The organism is Mycolicibacterium gilvum (genome assembly GCF_900454025.1).
Classification (GTDB): Bacteria; Actinomycetota; Actinomycetes; order Mycobacteriales; family Mycobacteriaceae; genus Mycobacterium; species Mycobacterium gilvum.
In genome coordinates, this window is record NZ_UGQM01000001.1 from 997,851 (window position 1) to 1,015,587 (window position 17,737).

General features: G+C 68.1%; 6 protein-coding genes. All 6 read right to left on the reverse strand.

Annotated features, from left to right (window positions below; genetic code table 11):
* Positions 1-4 precede the first annotated feature (4 nt).
* The 6 genes from DYE23_RS04790 to pglW are packed head-to-tail and all read right to left on the reverse strand — an operon-like array spanning position 5 to position 17,444.
* A complete protein-coding gene (locus DYE23_RS04790) occupies positions 5-2,083 on the reverse strand; it encodes a DEAD/DEAH box helicase (protein ID WP_115326638.1) in 2,079 nt (692 codons plus the stop codon).
* Entirely contained in the window at positions 2,083-3,357 is a 1,275-nt protein-coding gene (gene brxD, locus DYE23_RS04795; protein ID WP_115326639.1) for a BREX system ATP-binding protein BrxD, read from the reverse strand. Before brxD ends, DYE23_RS04790 begins: the two co-directional genes overlap by 1 nt.
* Positions 3,354-6,005 carry a BREX-2 system phosphatase PglZ gene (pglZ, locus tag DYE23_RS04800; protein ID WP_115326640.1) on the reverse strand — a complete coding sequence of 884 codons (2,652 nt, stop codon included), beginning with the start codon at positions 6,003-6,005 and terminating at the stop codon, positions 3,354-3,356. The genes brxD and pglZ overlap by 4 nt, the downstream gene beginning before the upstream one ends.
* Positions 6,002-9,688, reverse strand: a complete 3,687-nt coding sequence (locus DYE23_RS04805; RefSeq protein ID WP_115328865.1) for a DUF6079 family protein — start codon at positions 9,686-9,688, stop codon at positions 6,002-6,004. Before DYE23_RS04805 ends, pglZ begins: the two co-directional genes overlap by 4 nt.
* Positions 9,685-13,227, reverse strand: coding sequence for a BREX-2 system adenine-specific DNA-methyltransferase PglX (gene pglX / locus DYE23_RS04810; protein ID WP_115326641.1), 3,543 nt, complete (start codon positions 13,225-13,227; stop codon positions 9,685-9,687). The genes DYE23_RS04805 and pglX overlap by 4 nt, the downstream gene beginning before the upstream one ends.
* Positions 13,227-17,444 (reverse strand): BREX system serine/threonine kinase PglW, encoded by a 4,218-nt coding sequence (gene pglW, locus DYE23_RS04815; RefSeq protein WP_115326642.1) that lies wholly within the window; start codon positions 17,442-17,444, stop codon positions 13,227-13,229. Before pglW ends, pglX begins: the two co-directional genes overlap by 1 nt.
* Positions 17,445-17,737: the final 293 nt, after the last annotated feature.

The following is a 17,737-nucleotide window of genomic DNA, read 5'->3' on the forward strand; positions in this document are numbered from 1 at the left end:
CGTCTTACCTGAAGACCGCCCGTGATTCCGCCATCACTATCGCGGCATTCGCCACATCCCCTAGGCGGGCGCTCAACGTCTCTTTGGCCAATGCTTCCGGCAACGCCGACGAGAACTTCAACCCCCGCAACGCATTCGTGTCCACGTTGGGCGAGCGCCACTGCACATCGGCCAGTGCCGAAGACAGCTCCTGCACCGACACCCCGGGCAGCAACCGCACCGACTTCTCGTCGATGCGCTGGCGCGGGTCCACTACGGCCGGCAACGAGGCCTGCAGCGTCCGGTTGGCCTTGGTGCCGGCCCAGGTCCACCAGCGTCCCGTTGAATCGTCGGGTAGCCGCACTACCAGACGATCCGCAGAAACCGAATCGGAGTATGACGAACGTAAATCCGCCAGGACATTAACGGCACGGGTCGTAAACGTCACCCCAGGCGCTGACCCCAATAGCACCTCGCGCATGCCGCGCGTCACCTCATAGGACAGACCGCCCGGCACTCCCGACCACTTCGCCTTGCCGCCCCCGTCGACGGGATCCACGAAGCAGCGTCGCCGCTCCCAGTCGACATGCGTCACCTTCCACGACCGCCCGCCGAGCAGCAGCAGCCGAGGCCCGTCAACATTTTCGGTCAGCAGGTCGGTGCCGATGGTGCCGACCTCGACCCGTCCGGCCAGCACGATGAACTCCGGCGGCGCGGTGAACACCGCGGTCAGGTCGGAGAAGTAGCGGCGTCCGAATCTCCGCTCAGCCTCCGGGCCGATGTGGAGAAAGGGCCCATCAGTCTCGAAATAACCCTCAGCGAGAAGGAATTCGAGAATCTCCGGCGCCGATGAGTCGAAGACCGGCAGGTCCCCCCACCACGTCGACCACTCCGTGGCGCCGATCCGGTGCTGCTGCAGGCACAACGCCAGCAACTGCTGAGCCGCGATGTGCCGCGGATGCGGGGGAGGGGTGACCGGCTCCACCCAACCCCGCGACCATCGCTGCAGCATCCCGGAGGCCAGCAGCACAGCCTCGTCGTCCAGGCAGAGGAACAGACAGTTGCGCGAGGAATCGGGGCGGCGCCCGGTGCGCCCCAGTCGTTGCAGGAACGACGCCACCGTGCGGGTGGAGTTGATCTGGATGACGCGGTCCAGGTCGCCGACGTCGATGCCGAGCTCCAGCGTCGAGGTCGCGACGATGACGGTGTCACGAGCATCGGCGAACGCCGCCTCGGAGCGGCGCCGCTCCGCTGCCGACAGCGACGAGTGCGAGATGTATGTCTCGATGCCGGCCTCGCGCAGCGCAGCACCGAGTTCCTCGGCCTGGCGCCGGCTGTCGACGAACACCAACCGCTTCTCGCCCGCGTGCAGGGACGCAATCACGGTGGCCGCGTTGGTGAGTGAGCCGACGTAGTCGACCGTGATTTCCGGTGCGGCCGGGGTTTCCACCGCGGGCGCCACGACCGTACTGGTGCGGGAGTGGAAGCTGCCTTGCAGCCATGACAGCAACTCGTCGGGGTTGCCGACCGTGGCCGACAGCCCGATCCGCTGCAGCGGTCGTGCCGCCACCCGCGACAGCCGCTCCAGTACCGCGAGCAGATGCCAGCCGCGGTCGTCCCCGGCGAACGCGTGGATCTCGTCGACCACCACGGCGTGCAACCCGGAGAACAGCACCCGGGGATCGACCTTGGTGGACACCAGCATGGCCTCCAGCGATTCCGGGGTGGTCAGCAGCACATCCGGGCGTTCAATAAGAATCTTCTGGCGCTGCGCCTGGCTGACGTCGCCGTGCCACACCGCGGCCGAGCGGCCCAGCCAGCGGCAGTAGCCATCGATGCGGGGCTGCAGGTTGTTCAGCAGCGCCCGCAGGGGACACACGTACAGCACTGACAGGCCCTGCCAGTCTTCGGTGGCCATTCGGGACAGCAGCGGAAACATCGCGGCCTCGGTTTTTCCGCCGGCGGTGGGTGCCAACACCACAGCATCGGAGCTTGCCAAGACTGGTTCCACAGCAGCAGCCTGGGTGGGCCGTAATCCGTTCCACCGCAATGTGTTGGCTAGGTGGTATTGCACCCCGGGATGTAGCTGATCGAAGGCGTCCATCACAGATCGAGCGGAACGTCGTCCGCGGTGAGTGCGGCCCGTTCGGCGTCGGACAGCTCGGCGGGGGCGATCTTGACCTCGTAGTCAGAGTAGGGGTCGAAGTCGGGGAACTGTTCGATCTTGTCCAGCACATCCACCAGCTTGCGCAGGAACAGCCGTGGCGCAATGCCCATCCTGCCGCCGAGTTCACCGGCCACTGCTGCGGCGAACTGTTCCAGGAAGGTGTCATCGGCCACGCTGGCGACCCGGGCGGGATCACTGATCCCGGCGAGATACAGATCGCGCACCCGGCCGCCGAGTTCGACCAGGCGTGCAGGGTCGAAACCTGTCAGCCGCAGCTGCGGCGCCCGTGGGTTGTCGAAGCGCGGATCTTTGGCGAACTCGGTGTGTAGCCGGTCGGCCAGCGGCGGCAATAGCGGAATGCCTTGCCGTCCTTCGTAAAAGGCCGGGGTTCCGGTGATCAACAGGTACAGGCCGGGGAAATGGCCGTCGTGCACCTCGTCGATCAACTGCCGCAACGCGTTCAGCGCTTTGGCGCGGGCGTCGCTGCGGATCCGCTGCAGCGTCTCGACCTCGTCGAGCACCAGAAGCAGGCCCGGGTGGCCGGCATCGGCCAGGATCGCCAGCAGACCGCGCAGGAATCCCAGCGCAAGATAGTGATCCAGATCGCCCTTGATGCCGGCCTTGCGTTTGACCGCGGCCGCCACGTGCGGTTGCCCGCCGAGCCACGCCACCAGCGCGTCGGCGCCGTCGTGATCACCGTCTGCGACGAAGCGGCGGTAGGCCCGGATCGCCATCGGGAACACCGGGGCGCGGGCGGCGACGTCGGCCAGGCGCCGCTCCAGCAGCACGTCGACGTCGACGTGCTGTTGGCGGGCATCGTCGTCGATGGTGAACAGCCAGGCGTCCAGGATGGGGCGCAGTGCGCTGGGCGGCACCGATGCGGTGCGCAGCGATTCGATGCTGCGCCGGTACACCGTCTCCAGCTTGTGCAGCGGGGTGTCGATCTCGTTGATCTGCACCTCGGCGACGGCGAAACCCTTCTTCATCGCGCGGTCGCCCAGCCAGCGCGCGAAAAACGTCTTACCAGAACCATATTCACCCCGAACCGCCTTGAACACCGCACCGCCGGCGGCGACGACATCGAGTTCGTTGTCCAGTTCGGCTTCGAAGCGGCCCAGCCCGACAGCCAACTGGTCCAGACCGTTGGACGGCACGGTGCCGCGGCGCAGCGCGTCGAGGATTTCGCGGCGCCGTCGCGCGGACACCGTCACGGCGCCACCCTGAACTGTTCGCGCAGCGCGGCCTCGTCCAACTTCACCACGCCGGCGCCGACGGCCAGCACCTCGTATCCTTCGACGTCGAGCACCCGCTTGGCCTGCATCAACGCCCCGTTGACACCGGCGGTCGCCACACCCAGCGCGGCCGCAGCCTGGGCCAGGGTGAGCTCGCGTGCGCCGGCGGCCAACAACTCTGCCAGCAGGGTCTTGATCTGGGTGTCGGTGATCACGATGCGCCCGGCCAGCTTGCGCTGCGCTGTGTACACCTTGCTGCCGATCACCTTGGCGGGCAGCGGGTTCGCTCGCACCGGCTCCTCAACGTCGAACAGGCTCGGGGCACCGCCCTGCTTCGTGACCGCCGGTATCGGCGCCGGCGTGCCCGCGTGCCACCAAGTCGGTTCGACCGCAGCCACCTGTTGGGCCCAGGCCGGGAGCTGGCCCGCCACGAATGCCAGCACCGGCACGATCGCCTCGGCCGGGGCGGCGCCGCCGTGGTAGCCGGCGTTGCGGGCGCCGTAGCGGATGTCCGGGTCGACGGCCAGGACCACCCGATGGGTGTCGGTGAGCACCCGCGGGCCCTCGACCACGACTTCGCGCTCGGGGTCGACGTTCGCGAGATCACCGTGTGCGCGTTGGCCGTAGGTGTTGGCTCTGTTCACCGTGGCGCCGGTGCCGTAGTCGATGAGGTGCCCGTGATCCGAGGTGATCACCACGGCACGCCCGGCGCTGCGGGCCACACCGAGCAGGGCGCGCAGGTGTGTGATGGTGTCGATGGTCCAGTCGGTGCCGCCGGGATCGGTGTGATGCAGGGTGTCGTCGACGTAGTTGAGCACCACCGCCACAAGTGGCCGGTGGTCGGTGTCGGCCAGCGCATTGGTGACGTCGGTGGCCAGCGACGCGCCGGGGGTGATCGCGTCCAGCGCGGCCTTGTGGAAGATCGGGTCCGGTCCGCCGCCGGTGGCTTCCAGGTGGGCGTCGCGGATCAGCGACAGGAAGCCCCTGCGTTCGACGTCGTCGGCGCCCTCGCGCAGTTCGCCGCACAGCAGCGAGCAGCGGCTGCGCCGGGTGAGCGTGGGCAGCACTGCCAGTGCACCGCCGCGGCGGCTGTCGGCGGACACCTCGGTCCAGCCGTCCTGCTGGATGGCGGTCACCAGATCGTTGGCCGCGGCCACCGACAGCGCGTCGACCACCAACAGCAGCGTGGGGGTCTGGCGGGCGATGGGCACCACCGCCTCGCGTAGTACGTTCTCCACCAACGGCACTCGGGGTTTGGGTGCTTCGGCCAATGCGTGGGCGAACACGCGGTCATGGCGGGCGCGCCGCGCCAGCACGGTGTCGATGACGGCGCGCAGCGCAGCGGCAGCCGTCGGCTGCTCGGCGCCGCGGCGCGTCTTGGTCAGTGCGGTGTCCACCCAGGAGTCGCGGGTGAGGTAGGCAGTGGTGGCCTCGGGCAGCCCGGTGGCGACGCTGATGGGCGAGGCCAGCCAGCGGGACAGCCGGACTGCGCCGGAGAACGCGTCGACGGTCTGCGAGTCGGCGGCCAGGAAGTGCCGGTTGACCTCGGCCCAGTGCGCCTCGATGCGGGCCTGGACGGCGGGGGTGAGCAGTGCCGCGTCCAGGTCGGCGGGCAGTGCCTGAGGCAGCGCCTCGGTCAGGGCGTCGGCCAGTGCATTGATGCGGGCCTGCAAGCCTTGCGGCAAGAGATCCGATGATGCTGCGGCAGTGCCGATGTGCAGGTCGTTGGCAATCGATGCGGCGGCCTGCAGCACGGTGTGCGGGTCTTTGAGGGCGGTGGTGACCAGGCCGCGGGCACTGGTGTACCAGGCGTGCAGGGCTTCGGAACCCAGGCTGGTCAGTCCGTAGTGGCCGAGGAACATCCCGAGCGCTTTCGGGTCGGTGGTGTCGTCCTGGCAGAACAGCCCCGCGATCACCCCCAGCGGCACCAATTCGTTGATCCGGCCGGCGCTCAGCAGGGCTGCCAGCGGCTCAGCCAGCAGGCCTGCGCGGCTGCCCAGCCAGCCGGCCGCCGCGTCGAACAGGTCGGCGCCGCCGCGGACCCGTAGGTCGGCCAGGTTGGCCGGGGTGTCCGCTGAACGGGTCCACTCCAGGATTGCCAGCGGGTCCACCTCGACACCGGTGTCCTTGACGATCTCGAGCGCGTCGCGGGCCAGGGTGGTCATGGCGTGGTCGCGGGTCAGCACGCCGCCGGGGGCGGGGGTGTAGGAGTCGGGGGACAGCACGGCGAGCAGACCGTTGGCCACCGCGCGGTCGTTGCCCACCCCCCGGTACAGGGCGGGCTCGATGGTGCTGGCGGAGAAGTTGCCGCGCAACGCATCCCACGGGTCGGGGGTGATCAGTCGGCCGTCCAGCAGGTGCGCCAGCACGGTGTCGCCGAGATCGTCGTCATCGACGTCGGTGAGCACCACGGTCCAGCCGTCGGCGTCGCGGGTGTCGATGGCCTCCCAGATCGCCAGCACCGACGGGCAGGGCACCACCGTCACCGGGATACCCTTGTGGTCGAAAGAGTCTCCGGCCCAGCGTGGTTCGGCACGCAGGCCGAGCACGCCCCGGCGGTAGCGTTTGGCGGCGGCCTTGTCCAAGCGGGCCCGGATGATGGGCTCGGTGGCGGTGAGTGGGCTCATTCCAGCCACCAGCGCACGTGCACCTTCTTGCCGGAATCCTGCAGCGCCGCGGTGATCTCGCTCTGCAGCCCAGCGAGGTCGTCGGTGTTGCGCAGTACCCGGTCGCGTTCGGTCACTGTCGGCGGGGTTGGCGGGGGCGGTGGCGGCGGGGTGGCCGGTTCGCGTTCGACCACCCAGTGCACCAGTTTGCTTTCGGCGGCGGTCAAGTCGTCAGACAGCGAGCGGCCCGGGATCGACACCGCCTCCTGCAGTGACTTCCAGATGGCGTTGGCCCGGTCCCCGACGTCGCCACCGGTGCGGGCGCCGGTCTTGAGCACCTCGACCAGCGGCCACTTGAAGTTGCGCAGCGTGACGCTGTCGCGGGGTGCGTCGGCGCCGATCTGTCCGGCGGTCTCCAAGGCCACCGGCAGCCCGACACCGGCGAGGGCGTCGATCACCGCGACGTTTCCCGCAGTGCGGGACAGGGTGTCGGCCGCGTCGTGCAGCGCCCGTGCGGCGGTCAGCCGGTCGTCGGCACCGGCGACGGCGTCCAACCGGCCGTAGGCCTTGTCCAGTTCGTCGACCAGGTGGCCCAGTTTGGTGCCCACTTCGGTGGCGTGTGTGCGAACCTGTGCGGCGAAGTCGGCGACGTTGGCTCCGGTGAGGTAGGTGCGGGCCATGGTGTAGCCGAACAGTTTGGCGGCGTGGGCGCGGGCGTCGTCCCAGGCCTGCTGTTCGGGGAGTTGTTCGGCGCGCAGTTCGATGTTTTGCCGCATCCGGCCCAGCGGTGGCGCGGTGATGGCGCTGCCCGCCTCGAACCAGGCCCGCTTGCGCAGCAGCGCCCAGGCGCTGACCACGAGATCGCGGACCTCGGGTCGCAGCCCCCACGCCGGGGTGAGTGCGTCGATGTGGGTTTGCAGCGCGCCGACGGTCACCGGGTCGGCGTTCTGGGCGGCCCGGTCCAGTTCGGTGGCCCAGTAGTCGAACGAGGTTTGGTCGAACAGGAAGTGGTCCTCGGTGGCCTTGCCGACGCGCAGTGGGCCGGCGATGCGGCGGACCGCGGTGCGGTCGGCGCCGGGGTTGGTGGGTACCCGGCCGTCTCGGTGGGTGCTGGCCTGCTCGACGTAATCGCGGACGGTTTCGAAGTTGCGGGCGGTGACCTCGCTGTCGGCGGGATCGAACTGCGGGTGGTTGGGGTAGGTGGCGCTGAACGCCTGGTCGATGATGTTCAGGAATGCGTTCTCGAGGTTTGCCGCGGGCGGCAGTTGCGGCTGGAAGTCGCGGCTGAGCGAGGTCAGCACGTCGAACTGCTGGGAGTCGGCGGTGATGCGCTTCGAGTCGGCCGGTTCGATGCCGTAGGCCTGTTTGAGCAGGTTGTCGAAGCCGGTGCGGGTGCCGCTCTCCAGGTTCTTCAGGATGCCCAGGGCCTGGGCGCGGTCGGTGGCCGAGAGGTGATCGGAGTTCTCGGTCCAGCGGTCGCCGCTGCCGGTGAACAGCCAGTCCAACTTGACCAGCAGCGCCAGGTCCTCCATCGCCGACTCGGTGAAGAACCGGGGCAGCCACACCACGGTGTGCCGGTCGCCGCCGGCCAGCAACCGGTCGATGCGGTTGATGTCGTCGGCGCTGGTGAAACCGGCCTCGTCGAATGGGTAGTCCACCACCGCCCGCCAGGTGCCGGGCCGGGCGTCGAACGATTGCTCGGGCAGTGACGCGGCGTCGCGAACGTTGCCGAACACGATGTCGACCTCGCGGCGCGAACCGCGCCAGATGACGGTGCGGGTGGCCGCTCCGCCCAGATCGTCCTGGGCGGTGCCCACGCCGAGCGCCTGGTGGATGAGCCGGCGCAGCAGCGCGCGGCGGCGGCCCGAATTGTCTTCGGCGCGAATGCGATCCAGCACTGACTGGTAGTCGACCTCGGCGAGCTGTACCCGGATCACCGGGTTGGCGCCGTCGGAGACGCTGATCTCCGGGGCGTCCTTCTGCGCCCAGTCGCGCACCACGCCCAGCACCACCCGGGCTTCGCCGCCGGCGACCATCGCCTTGATGGAGCCGTGGTTCAGCGCGGCCAGCCGGCCGGCGGTGATGTCGCGCAGCGCGGGCACATTCGGTGCGATCGCCGACAGCAGAAGGGTTTTGGCGATGCGTTCCTGGCCGCGGAACCCGCGCGGCACCGAGTCGGGGTCGGTGTCGAGTTGTTCGGTGCTCACCCCGTGCTTGTCCAGGAGTGTGGGCAGCAGCCGGTTGCGGTACAGGTCGTGGGCGGCGTCGAACATGTTCTTGGCGTGACTGTCGATGGGTTCGCTGCCCTTGACGATGTAGTCGAACGCATCGCCGACCGGGATCAGGTCCTCGACGGTCAGGGTATCGCGGCGGTCGACCAGCATGCGCTGCATGACCTTGAGTGCGGTGCGTTCGCGCTGCATCACGGAGGACAGGTTGCGCAGCGTGGATACCAGCACCGGGGAGAACGGATAGGTCAGGCGGAACTCGGCCTCCGACGCCCCGCGGTGTTTATCGTCGGCGTTGAGGCTGTCCCGCAGCACCTCCCAAACCTCCGGGCTACGGGTCAGATCGGCGAACGCCTTGTTCAGGATCTCCTGGGCAGCTTCGTCTTTCGGCTTGAGCAGCCGGGCGTGGGCGACTTCGGCCAGGTTGTCATCACCCAGTTCGATCTCACGGAACCGGCCCTGCTGATATTGAAAAGCACGGTCAAGGGCGTCCTGCTCGGCGCCGGAGGCCCCGGCGTCCGCGAACCACTTGCGCAGGTCCATCTGCCGGGAGATGAATGAGATCAGCGGGATGGCCCGTTGGCGGCCCGAGGATTCGACCAATTTGGTGATCTTCTGCGATTCGCGGGCGAAGAACTCGGTGTCGCGCACCGAGAACGCCAACCACAGAACCAGTTCGTCGAGGAACAGCACCACCCCGTCATAGCCGAGTGCCTGGGCGTGCTCGGAGATCACCACCAGCCCGCGATCCAGATCGACGTAGTCCGCGGTCTCGGCGAACGACCCGAAGTAGCTGCCCGCCAACGCCGACACCAATTCTCGACGTTCCGGGTCCTCCGGGCCCGCGGCCAGCGCACCCCGGTAGCGAGGCAGATCCCAGCCACCGCCGATTAGCCCGCTCCAGGGATCGCCACTGCCGCCGCCGCTACTGCCACCCAGCCCCGCCAGGAACTGCTCGTCACCCATCTTGTCGCGCAGGTTCTCGGCGTCGGTGAGCAGCTTGTCGGACAGGTGCACCGCCGGCAGCGGAGCCTCGGGGTGCAGCCGTGTGATCTGGTCGACGTAGCCGCGCAGCACTGCCTGCTCCAGGGACGTGGCGCCGAGCAGGTGATAGGTGAGCCGTAACAGCTTCTTGCCGGCCAGCTCGCCGTCGTAGTGCCCGGTGAGCGCCTGGAACTTTGATGTCCGGACCGCGGGATGGTTGCCGAGCAGCGCGTACAGCACGGCCATGAAGTGGCTCTTACCGGAGCCGAACGACCCGGTCAGATACGCCGCCCGGGAGGTGTTCTGATTGACCGCATCGGCCACCAGATCCAGTGCGGAGTCGAAGTTCTCGCGCAACGACACGGTGAGCACGTAGGCGTCCAGGGTGGCGGCGATGTGCGCGTCGTCGGTGCTGTCGGTCAGTCGCAGCACGTAGTCGTCGCTGCCGACGCGTTCGGGGATGTCGATGACGTCACGAAGGAGGACGGTCATGTGCGGGCTGCCCTTCGGCCGCGGCGGACCGGTTGCGGCCGCCAACTGGTCAGGTCGGTCACCGTGAGGTGATGCTCGTTCAGACGTGAGGTCAGTTCGGCGTCGACGGTGTCGGCCACCGATTCGCCGTACTCCGGGTCGATCTGGTTGTGCCACTGCCGCACCCACGGCACCAGCTCGTGAAGGCCGGCCAGCAGCGGCACGAGCCGAGTGGTGTCCCAGCCCTCGTCGATCCGCGCACTGATCAGCGACGCCAGGGCCAGCGCCTGTTGGGCGTGGTCCCAGCCGGCCCAGCCGAGCAGTTCGGTGGCGTCGGTGTCGCGTCCGACGGCGGGGTAGCCGATGAATCGTTCCTTGGGGACGTCGAGCTTGCCGCGGTGCGCCCAGTAGGAGGACTTCACGAAGTCGGCGGGCTTGTACTTCGGCGGCACCGGGATGGGGGAGGGCAGCTTCTCGCCGGCGTCCTCGCGACGTTGCAGCGCCCAGGTGTCCTCCCAGGCGGCACGCTTGTCCAGACCGGAGGGCTTGTAACGGTAAGCCGCCAGGAACGGAACCGTCTCGTCGGCAAGCAGTTTCGCCAGGGCGGCACCGGTGGTGGCGTTCGGGTCACCGGCCCACAGCCGCAGCACAGAGCGGAAGTCCGCGTCACGATCCAGCACATCGGCCAGTTGCGCCACCGACTGCGGCGTAGGTCGGCCGTCCCGGTCGAACCACAGTGCGCGGTCCTCGACCCGGTCCAACAGCCAGCCCCGCAGTGCGGACTCGACCTGCTTGTCCCACGGCTCGGATGCCCAGCGCCGCTTGTACTCCGGTTTCTCCAACAGGCGGATGTGCGGGTTGGATTCGATGGCATCCAGGCGACGTTGCAGCAGTTCGCGGTAGTCGGCGGGGAAGTGATCGGGGATTTCGGTGGTAGGCGTGGAGCCGTGTCGCTCGAACCAGGCGGTCTCCTCGCCATCCTTCATGCGACGCGCGAGGGCGATCTCGAAAGCACGCTCGCCGAGCGCAAGCCCGGGCAGGTCACCGGTGAAGATGAAGTCGTCCTCGACCAGCCTGTAGATACGGTAGTACTCCCAGTCGAGTTCTTCCTGCTGGGAAATCAGCAAGGTGCGCAGGCGGTTTGACTCGGTGCGAGCGGCGCCGAGCGCTGCCGCAGTTGGCGTTTCGGCCTCGGCGACTTTTGCGGGGGACTGGTCTTGAAGTCCCTGGGCGAGATCATCGAGCCGGGTGGCGCGTTCGATGGGTGTGGTAGAGGGCAATGGGAAGTCATTGAGGGTTGTACCGGTGAACTCATACGTTCGTGACCAAGGATGTTCTGCCGCACCGCCTTTTGGTTGGCTGTTCTGTTTTAGCCAGAAGCAGGCCACTGACGAGTTCAGCACACCCAGGAGTCGCAGATGATCCTCGACCGACGCGCCCGCCGACAACTTGACCACCGGCGCAGACTGTTTGAATACCTTCCCGCCGCGATCCAGGACGAAGTGATTGTGAGTGGCGACAAAGGCGAAGGCAATGGAGAGAGGACTGCGGAAACGCTGCGGAAAGAACATCGAGTGGTCGATCCAACGCAAACCGCGTTCTTCGAGTGTCTGCTGGAAATCGATTCTCTGGCTAAGCAGTACGCGATTTGGCCACAAATAGCGCATAGCGCGGGTGCCAAGAGAAGCGGGTTCACCCTCGGAGTCGTACGGGAACAAGGTGTCTAGTTGAGGGGTGATGGTGTAGTCGCGCACGTCTTCGCCGAGGATCACCGAGACGACATTGTCCTCAAGACCCAATGTTCTGGAGGTAGCGGCTGGCAAGTAGAAGGCATCATCGCTGCCTGTGTGGGTCGTGCGGCCCGTAACGAGAATCCGCTCTGAGAGCTTCGCTGTCTGACGATCGATCTGCTGCTGAAGTTGTACGGCACCGCCGCCCGATAGGCTCCACGGATGGGTATTGAGGGCCTGTCGCGGCAGGTCGGCGACACTGATGTAGACATCTTCGTGGCCAGCCTTGGCAACGTGCTCGACGATCGATGTCCAATACGGGCCAAATCCGCACTCAATGGCATCGGCCGGAGTCTCCCTCACTCCCTTGCTGAGCACGGCGCGCACAGTTGTCGCAACTGGCGGGCGATTGCGTCCAAAGAGAATGGCCGTCGGGGTTCCGTCCATATTGTGCCCAGGAATCCACGCGCCTTCAGAATCAATCACGAGTTGAAGATCGACGGTCGGTAGAAACTCTTCAATCAGCTTCGACCCGAACTCACGCTTCATGAATGAGTTCGACGTGATCTGTCCGACCCATCCGGCTGGGCGGGTTCCGGCCGAGCCACGTGCGAGCCGGAAGAACAACTCCATGAACGGAACTGTCAACGCGTACTGCCGATGGGGGGTCTTGTACAACTGTCGATACGTCGCGTTCAGCGCAGCATCCTTGACCGTGATGTACGGCGGATTACCCACTACCACATCGTGTTCGCGCTGCAGGATGCTGCGCAGCGCGTCAGCGTCTTCGGTGGCATCGGCGCGGATCGCCGGGCCGGCCAACAGGTCTTCGGGCAGCAGTTGCTGGTTGGCACCCCACAGCAGGCTGTCGCCAGCCGCCAGGTGTGGGGTATAGCCGATGTTCTGCTCGATGCTGCTGTCCCCGGCGGCGTGCAGCGCGGCGACGAGCAGGCGGAAGCGGGCGATCGCCACCGCGAACGGGTTGATGTCCACGCCGTAGATGCCGTCGAGCGCCTTGGCGACAAGTTCCCGCGCACCGAGTGCCGGGGCTTCGTGCTGCCACCGTTGATGCAGCCGAGCGAAGGCGCCGAGCAGGAAATGCCCTGAGCCACAGGTCGGGTCGATGACCGTGAACCCCTGCAGCGGCCGGTCGGCCAGCGCGGGCTCCATGGTTTGATCGAGGATGAACTCCTCGACGAACTCCGGGGTCTGCAACAGCGCATACGTCTTCTTGGCGTGCTCGGACAGATCCTGGTACGCGTCGCCCAAGAAACGGGTGTCCACCCCGGCGAACCCGTACAGCGGTTGCCCGCCGTCATCCTGTTGCCACCAGAACTCCAACAGGGCACGCGCCGCGTCACCGGAGGGCGCCACGAGATGCAGCGGCGAGAACCGGTCCACCAGACCCGCCGTCGCAGTGAACTTGCCGAAGTGGGCGATGATCTGGGCGAGCCACTCCCGGTCGGTGTGCTCGGGATGCTTCTGGAAGTAGGCGCGGCGGGCGTCAAGTGCCTGAGCGCGGTGATCGGCATCGGCGCCACCGATCCAGCGCGGGGACAGCAGCGCATTGTCCTCGCAGTAGCGCGCGAACACCGTCAGAAGCACCCAGGCCACCGCGGCCTGCGTCACCCGGTCATTGCGCCACTCCTGCCAGGTGGCCGCGGTGCGCTGCGCGGCGAACGCCGCGTCGTAGTCGCGCCGCCACGCGTCGAGCACACGGTCCTGGCGGGCGTGCTCGTCAGCGCCGTCGACACGCGCCCGCAGATCGCTCTCCAACGCCAAGACTTGACGTTTCAGCACGGTCGCCAGTTCCGCTGCAGCCCAACCCATTACGTCGTCTCCCTGTTACCGACGACGGGAACCGCATCCAGTGCATCCCGCCACAACACGAACTGACCGCCCGGCGACCCCAATTGGATCGGCTTGCGGTCCACCAGCGCCCCGACCTGCCCACGCAGCTGCGGCAGCACCACCCACACCGGTCGCCGGCGCGGAGCGGCCAGATCGCTGAGCGTTGCCAGCAGGTCCAGATGCCCGTAGCGGGCCAGCGGGGACAGCTCGGTCAGGATCAGCGGCGAAGCGCTGCGCGGCCCATCGAACACCGCCGCCCGCAACTTCTCCCGCAGCGCCGGGGCCACCCGGTCGATCACCGCCCGCAGGCCTTGGGCGTCGCGGGCGGTGGCCTCGGCGGCATCGGCTCCGCGGATCAGATCCCACGGGATGCCGCGCTCGTCGGCGAGCTTCTGCATGCCCGCGATCAACTCCGTCGTCACGTCCACCAGTTCGCCGCCGTAGGTCATGGCCAGGTGTTGGGCCACCCGCTCGTGGTCACCGGGGCGGTCCCGCGGGATCTGCACCCCGACAGCCACGAACCCGGCTTCGTCGAGCGAACGGCGCAACAGGGCAACGGAGTTGGCTGCCTGATCGATGTCGGCCACCGTCTCGCCCGTCGCGGGCAGGGCGGTGGGCTGCCGGGTGTGCATGCTGGTGACGCTGGGCGGTTCGGCGTCGGGGAAGCAGTAGACCTCGCGGGCGGCATCCCAGGTCAGGTTGAGCGCGGTCTGCGCGAGGATGGTGTCCAGGTGCGGGCGTTGCGGCACCTTGTCCAGTTCGGGGAACCGTGCGGTGACCCGGCTGCGGATCTGCGAGGCCGACAGCGACTCATTCTGCGCCAACCCGCGCAGCGCCTCGGCCACCGCGGCGGCCGGGGACATGGCGGCGTTGTGCAGTTCCCCGCGGCCCGACACCGCGGCGTGTTTGGCGATCGCGGCGGCCAACCGGACCAGCCGGCCGTCGGTGGGCATCGGGGCGGTGGTGTCGTTGTCGGCGACGGCGGTGTACCCGGCCTGGAACGCGGTGCGCAGCGCCGCGGCGGCGCGCACGGCGGGGATGACCGCGTTCGGGTCCGCCGACACCAGCTCGTCGGCGCATTTCGCGGCCGCCTCGGCGGCGCTGAGCAGCATCTCGTCGGTGGCCAGCAGTGCCAGGCGGCGGCCGTGACGGCGTCGCACCAGAGTCTTCTCATCCGAGGCGGTTTCGTGCTCGTGCAGCCGGTCCAAGGCGACCCGCAGCAGCCCGGCCGCGGCGCGCTCGGCGCGGGGGTCGATGCCGCCGAGGCCGGACTGGGGGAGCTGGGAGCGGATCTCGGCGGTCAGCGTGGACACCGCGGCCACCCCGCCGAAATCCTCGATCACCCCGCGGGCGATGTCGGTCAGCGCGTCGAGCAGCTCGCGGGTGGCCGGAGTGTTGGCCCAGTCCTCCTGCAACTCCTTGATCAGCTGGGTGCCGCGCTGCGGGGCCTTGCCGAGCTTCTCGGCCAGTTCGGTGCTGCTGGCGAAGCCGTCCAGCCCGGGGGTGGTGCCGAGCAGCAGGGCGGCCGCGTCGCGGCGGGTGGTCGACGACCGCGGCGACGAGACCGCCGACAGCAGCAATGCGACGGTGTCGTCCAGGCTGCGCAGTTCGGTGCCCGACGGCTGTGGTTGCTGCTTGCCCAGGCGTTTGGTCCAGGCCCGGTAGCGCTCGACGATCTCCTTGCGGGTGTCCTTGGCCTCGCGGGCCACCAGCCGGTTCAAGGTGGTGGAATCCACCGCCAGCAACTCCCCGACGGTGGTCACCGCCGCCGAGGCCAGCGCGGAGACGGCCCGGGCACTGAGCCCGGCGACACTCAAAGCGGTTGCGGCGTCGGCCTTTTCGGCGTCAGCGTCGTTTGCCTGTGGCGTGACGGGGGTGTCGGCGGCAGTGAAGGTCTGCCGCCAGGCCCGCAGCATGTCCTCGGCGGTGTCTGGTCGGCGGGCAGGGTCGCGGGACAGCGCGGCGGTGAAGAAGGCGACCATCGCCGGGGCCAGGGCGGCCTCGAACATGGCCGGTGCCACGGCAACGTCGTCATCGACGGTGGCCGGGTGGGCGCCGGGGTCGGGGCCGTAGTGCGGGGTGGCGCCGGTGGCCATCTCGAACAGCACCACCGCGGCGCCGTAGCGCTCGGCCGCCGTGTCGTACCGGCGGCGAATGCCGGTGCCCAGGAACGGATCCAGATACGGCGGGGTGCCGGCCTCGACATTGTCCGGCGACACCCCGGCCATCGAGAAGTCGAACATCACCAGATGCGTGTCGGCGCGTGAACTGCTCTGATATACACCGAGATTGGACGGTTTGATGTCGCGGTGCGTGACGCCGTTGCGTTCCAGCGCGACCAGTGCGGTCAGCAGGTCGGTGCCCCAGCGCTGCAGCACGTCGATGGACAGGCGTCCGCGGTTGTTGAGTTCCTCGGCCAGGGTGGTGCGCCCGGCGTAGCGCAGGATCAGTGCGGTGCGCCCGCCGACGTCTTCCACGCCGTGCAGGGTGACGATCCGGTCGTCGTTCTCGAAGCGGCCCAGCACCTGGGCTTCGGCGCGCAGCCTTTCGGCGGCGTCGGGGTCCTTCGCGACCTTGAGCACTCGCAAGGCGCCGCCAATCTGGTTGTCCTTCACCAGGATTCCCACCGCGGTGGAGCCGGCGCCCAGTTTGCGTTGGTAGACGAACCGGCGGCCGGCGAGCTCGGCGCCCGGCCCTGCTTCCAGCGGGTCGGTGCCCGTGGTCTTTAGCAACAGCTCGTTGCGGACGTCGTCGAGCCGCGCGACGAACTCGCCGATGTCGGCGATGCGGTCGGCCGGGCTCGGGTTGGTGGCGTCGAGTACCAGCTGACGCAGGGGGGTCCGGACCTGGGGCATCTCAGCGGCCAGGTCTAGGCCGCGGTCGCGACGCAGCCGGTCGATCAACTCACCGCGTTCGGTGGCCGGGGCGGTGCCGCCGGTGAGGATGAAGAACGCCAGCGCGCCGAGTCCGAAGACGTCGATGCGGGCAGGGTCGGTGGGCCGCGAGCCTTCCGGGGCGGCGAATAGGCGCGCAGTGTCGCTGGGGGCGCCGGCCATCAGTGTCAGCGAACCACCTGAGAGCCGGGTGACGGCGGTGTCGGGGTTGGCCGGCAGGATGCCCGCACTGTCCCAGTCGACGACCTGGGGGAGCAGCGCGTCGGCGCGTTCCCGGACGGCTACCGAGCGCGGGTTGAGGCTGCGGTGCACCACCCGGTTGCGGTGCGCGTAGTGCACGATGTCGGCCAGCCGGGCGATCAGGTCGAGCTGGGCGTCCAACGACAGGGTGTGGTCGGCCAGCCACAGGTCCAGCGCGGTGTCGGACTTGGGTTGCGGGAACACCAGGCCGATGCCCAGTTCGGGTTCGTCGACCAGATCCTTGGGCGCCTGCAGACCGTCGTAGGTCAGACGCTGCAGCAGGTTGTATTCGTGGGTGACGGCCTGGCGGCGGGCGTGATCCTCGGCCTTCGTGGCGCTGGGGTTGGTGGTGTAGAACCGGATGCGGACATGGTCCTCGGTGTTGACGTGGTGAAACGCCGGCCAGTCCTGCCATCCGTCGCCGTCGGCCAGCGGCTGGTCGTCGATGATCCAGGAGCCCACCTCACGCTGGCGGCGCGGCGCCAGGCCGATGGCCTTCATCAGCCCCGCGATCAACTGGCTGTCGCGTTCACTGATGGGGTCGTGCTTGGCGGGCGCGAGCAGGATTTTGGAGATGCCGGGCAGCTTGGTGATGCCCTCGCGGCCGTCGAGGCCGTAGAGGTTGATCTTCGAGTTCGTCGGTAGGTCGCAGACGAACTGCTCGTGGTGCAGGAACACCAGCTCCTGGACGTAGGGGATTCTGCTGACCGCCTCGTTGCCACCGCGTTCCCGGATGGCGTCTTTGAGCAGCGAGGAGAAGTACTGGGCCTTGCGGCGGGCTAGCAACAGCGGCGAGTCCTCGGCGCGGTTGTTGCGCCGCCACAGGTGATCGTTGCCGGTCAGGATGCCGCGGTAGTGCTTGAGCTCGATGAGGTAAAGCGTGTCGCGAGCCAGCACCAGCAGGTCGACCTCGTGCCAGCGGCCGCGGTTGTCGCGGAACTCGAAGTTGGCCCAGGCACGGAACGGCTCGGCGTCGGGCAGCAGCTGCTTGACCGCGTTGAGCCCGGCCTTTTCGTGGTCGAACTGCGACTCGGCGATCGTGACCCAGCGGCCGTCCTTCACCGGTGAGTCACCCCCCTTATCGTCTCAACAAACGCTACCGAGTCGCGTCGCTGCTACCAGACTGCTGCCGGCAGTCACGCCAGGGTGGCGCGGTGCGCGCACGGACAGCGAGTATGCAGGCGGCTGCTGACAGACAACCTAAGCGATTGGCTGCCGAAATGGCGCAAACGTCCCGACATCGAGCAATTGAGCCAAGTGTCGCCGTCAAGTGCACAGAACTGTGTGCTCAACGACCGGTCGAGACGTTAGCTAGATGTGCGGCAGCGTGTCACGGTACTGTGCGCCTGGGGGCA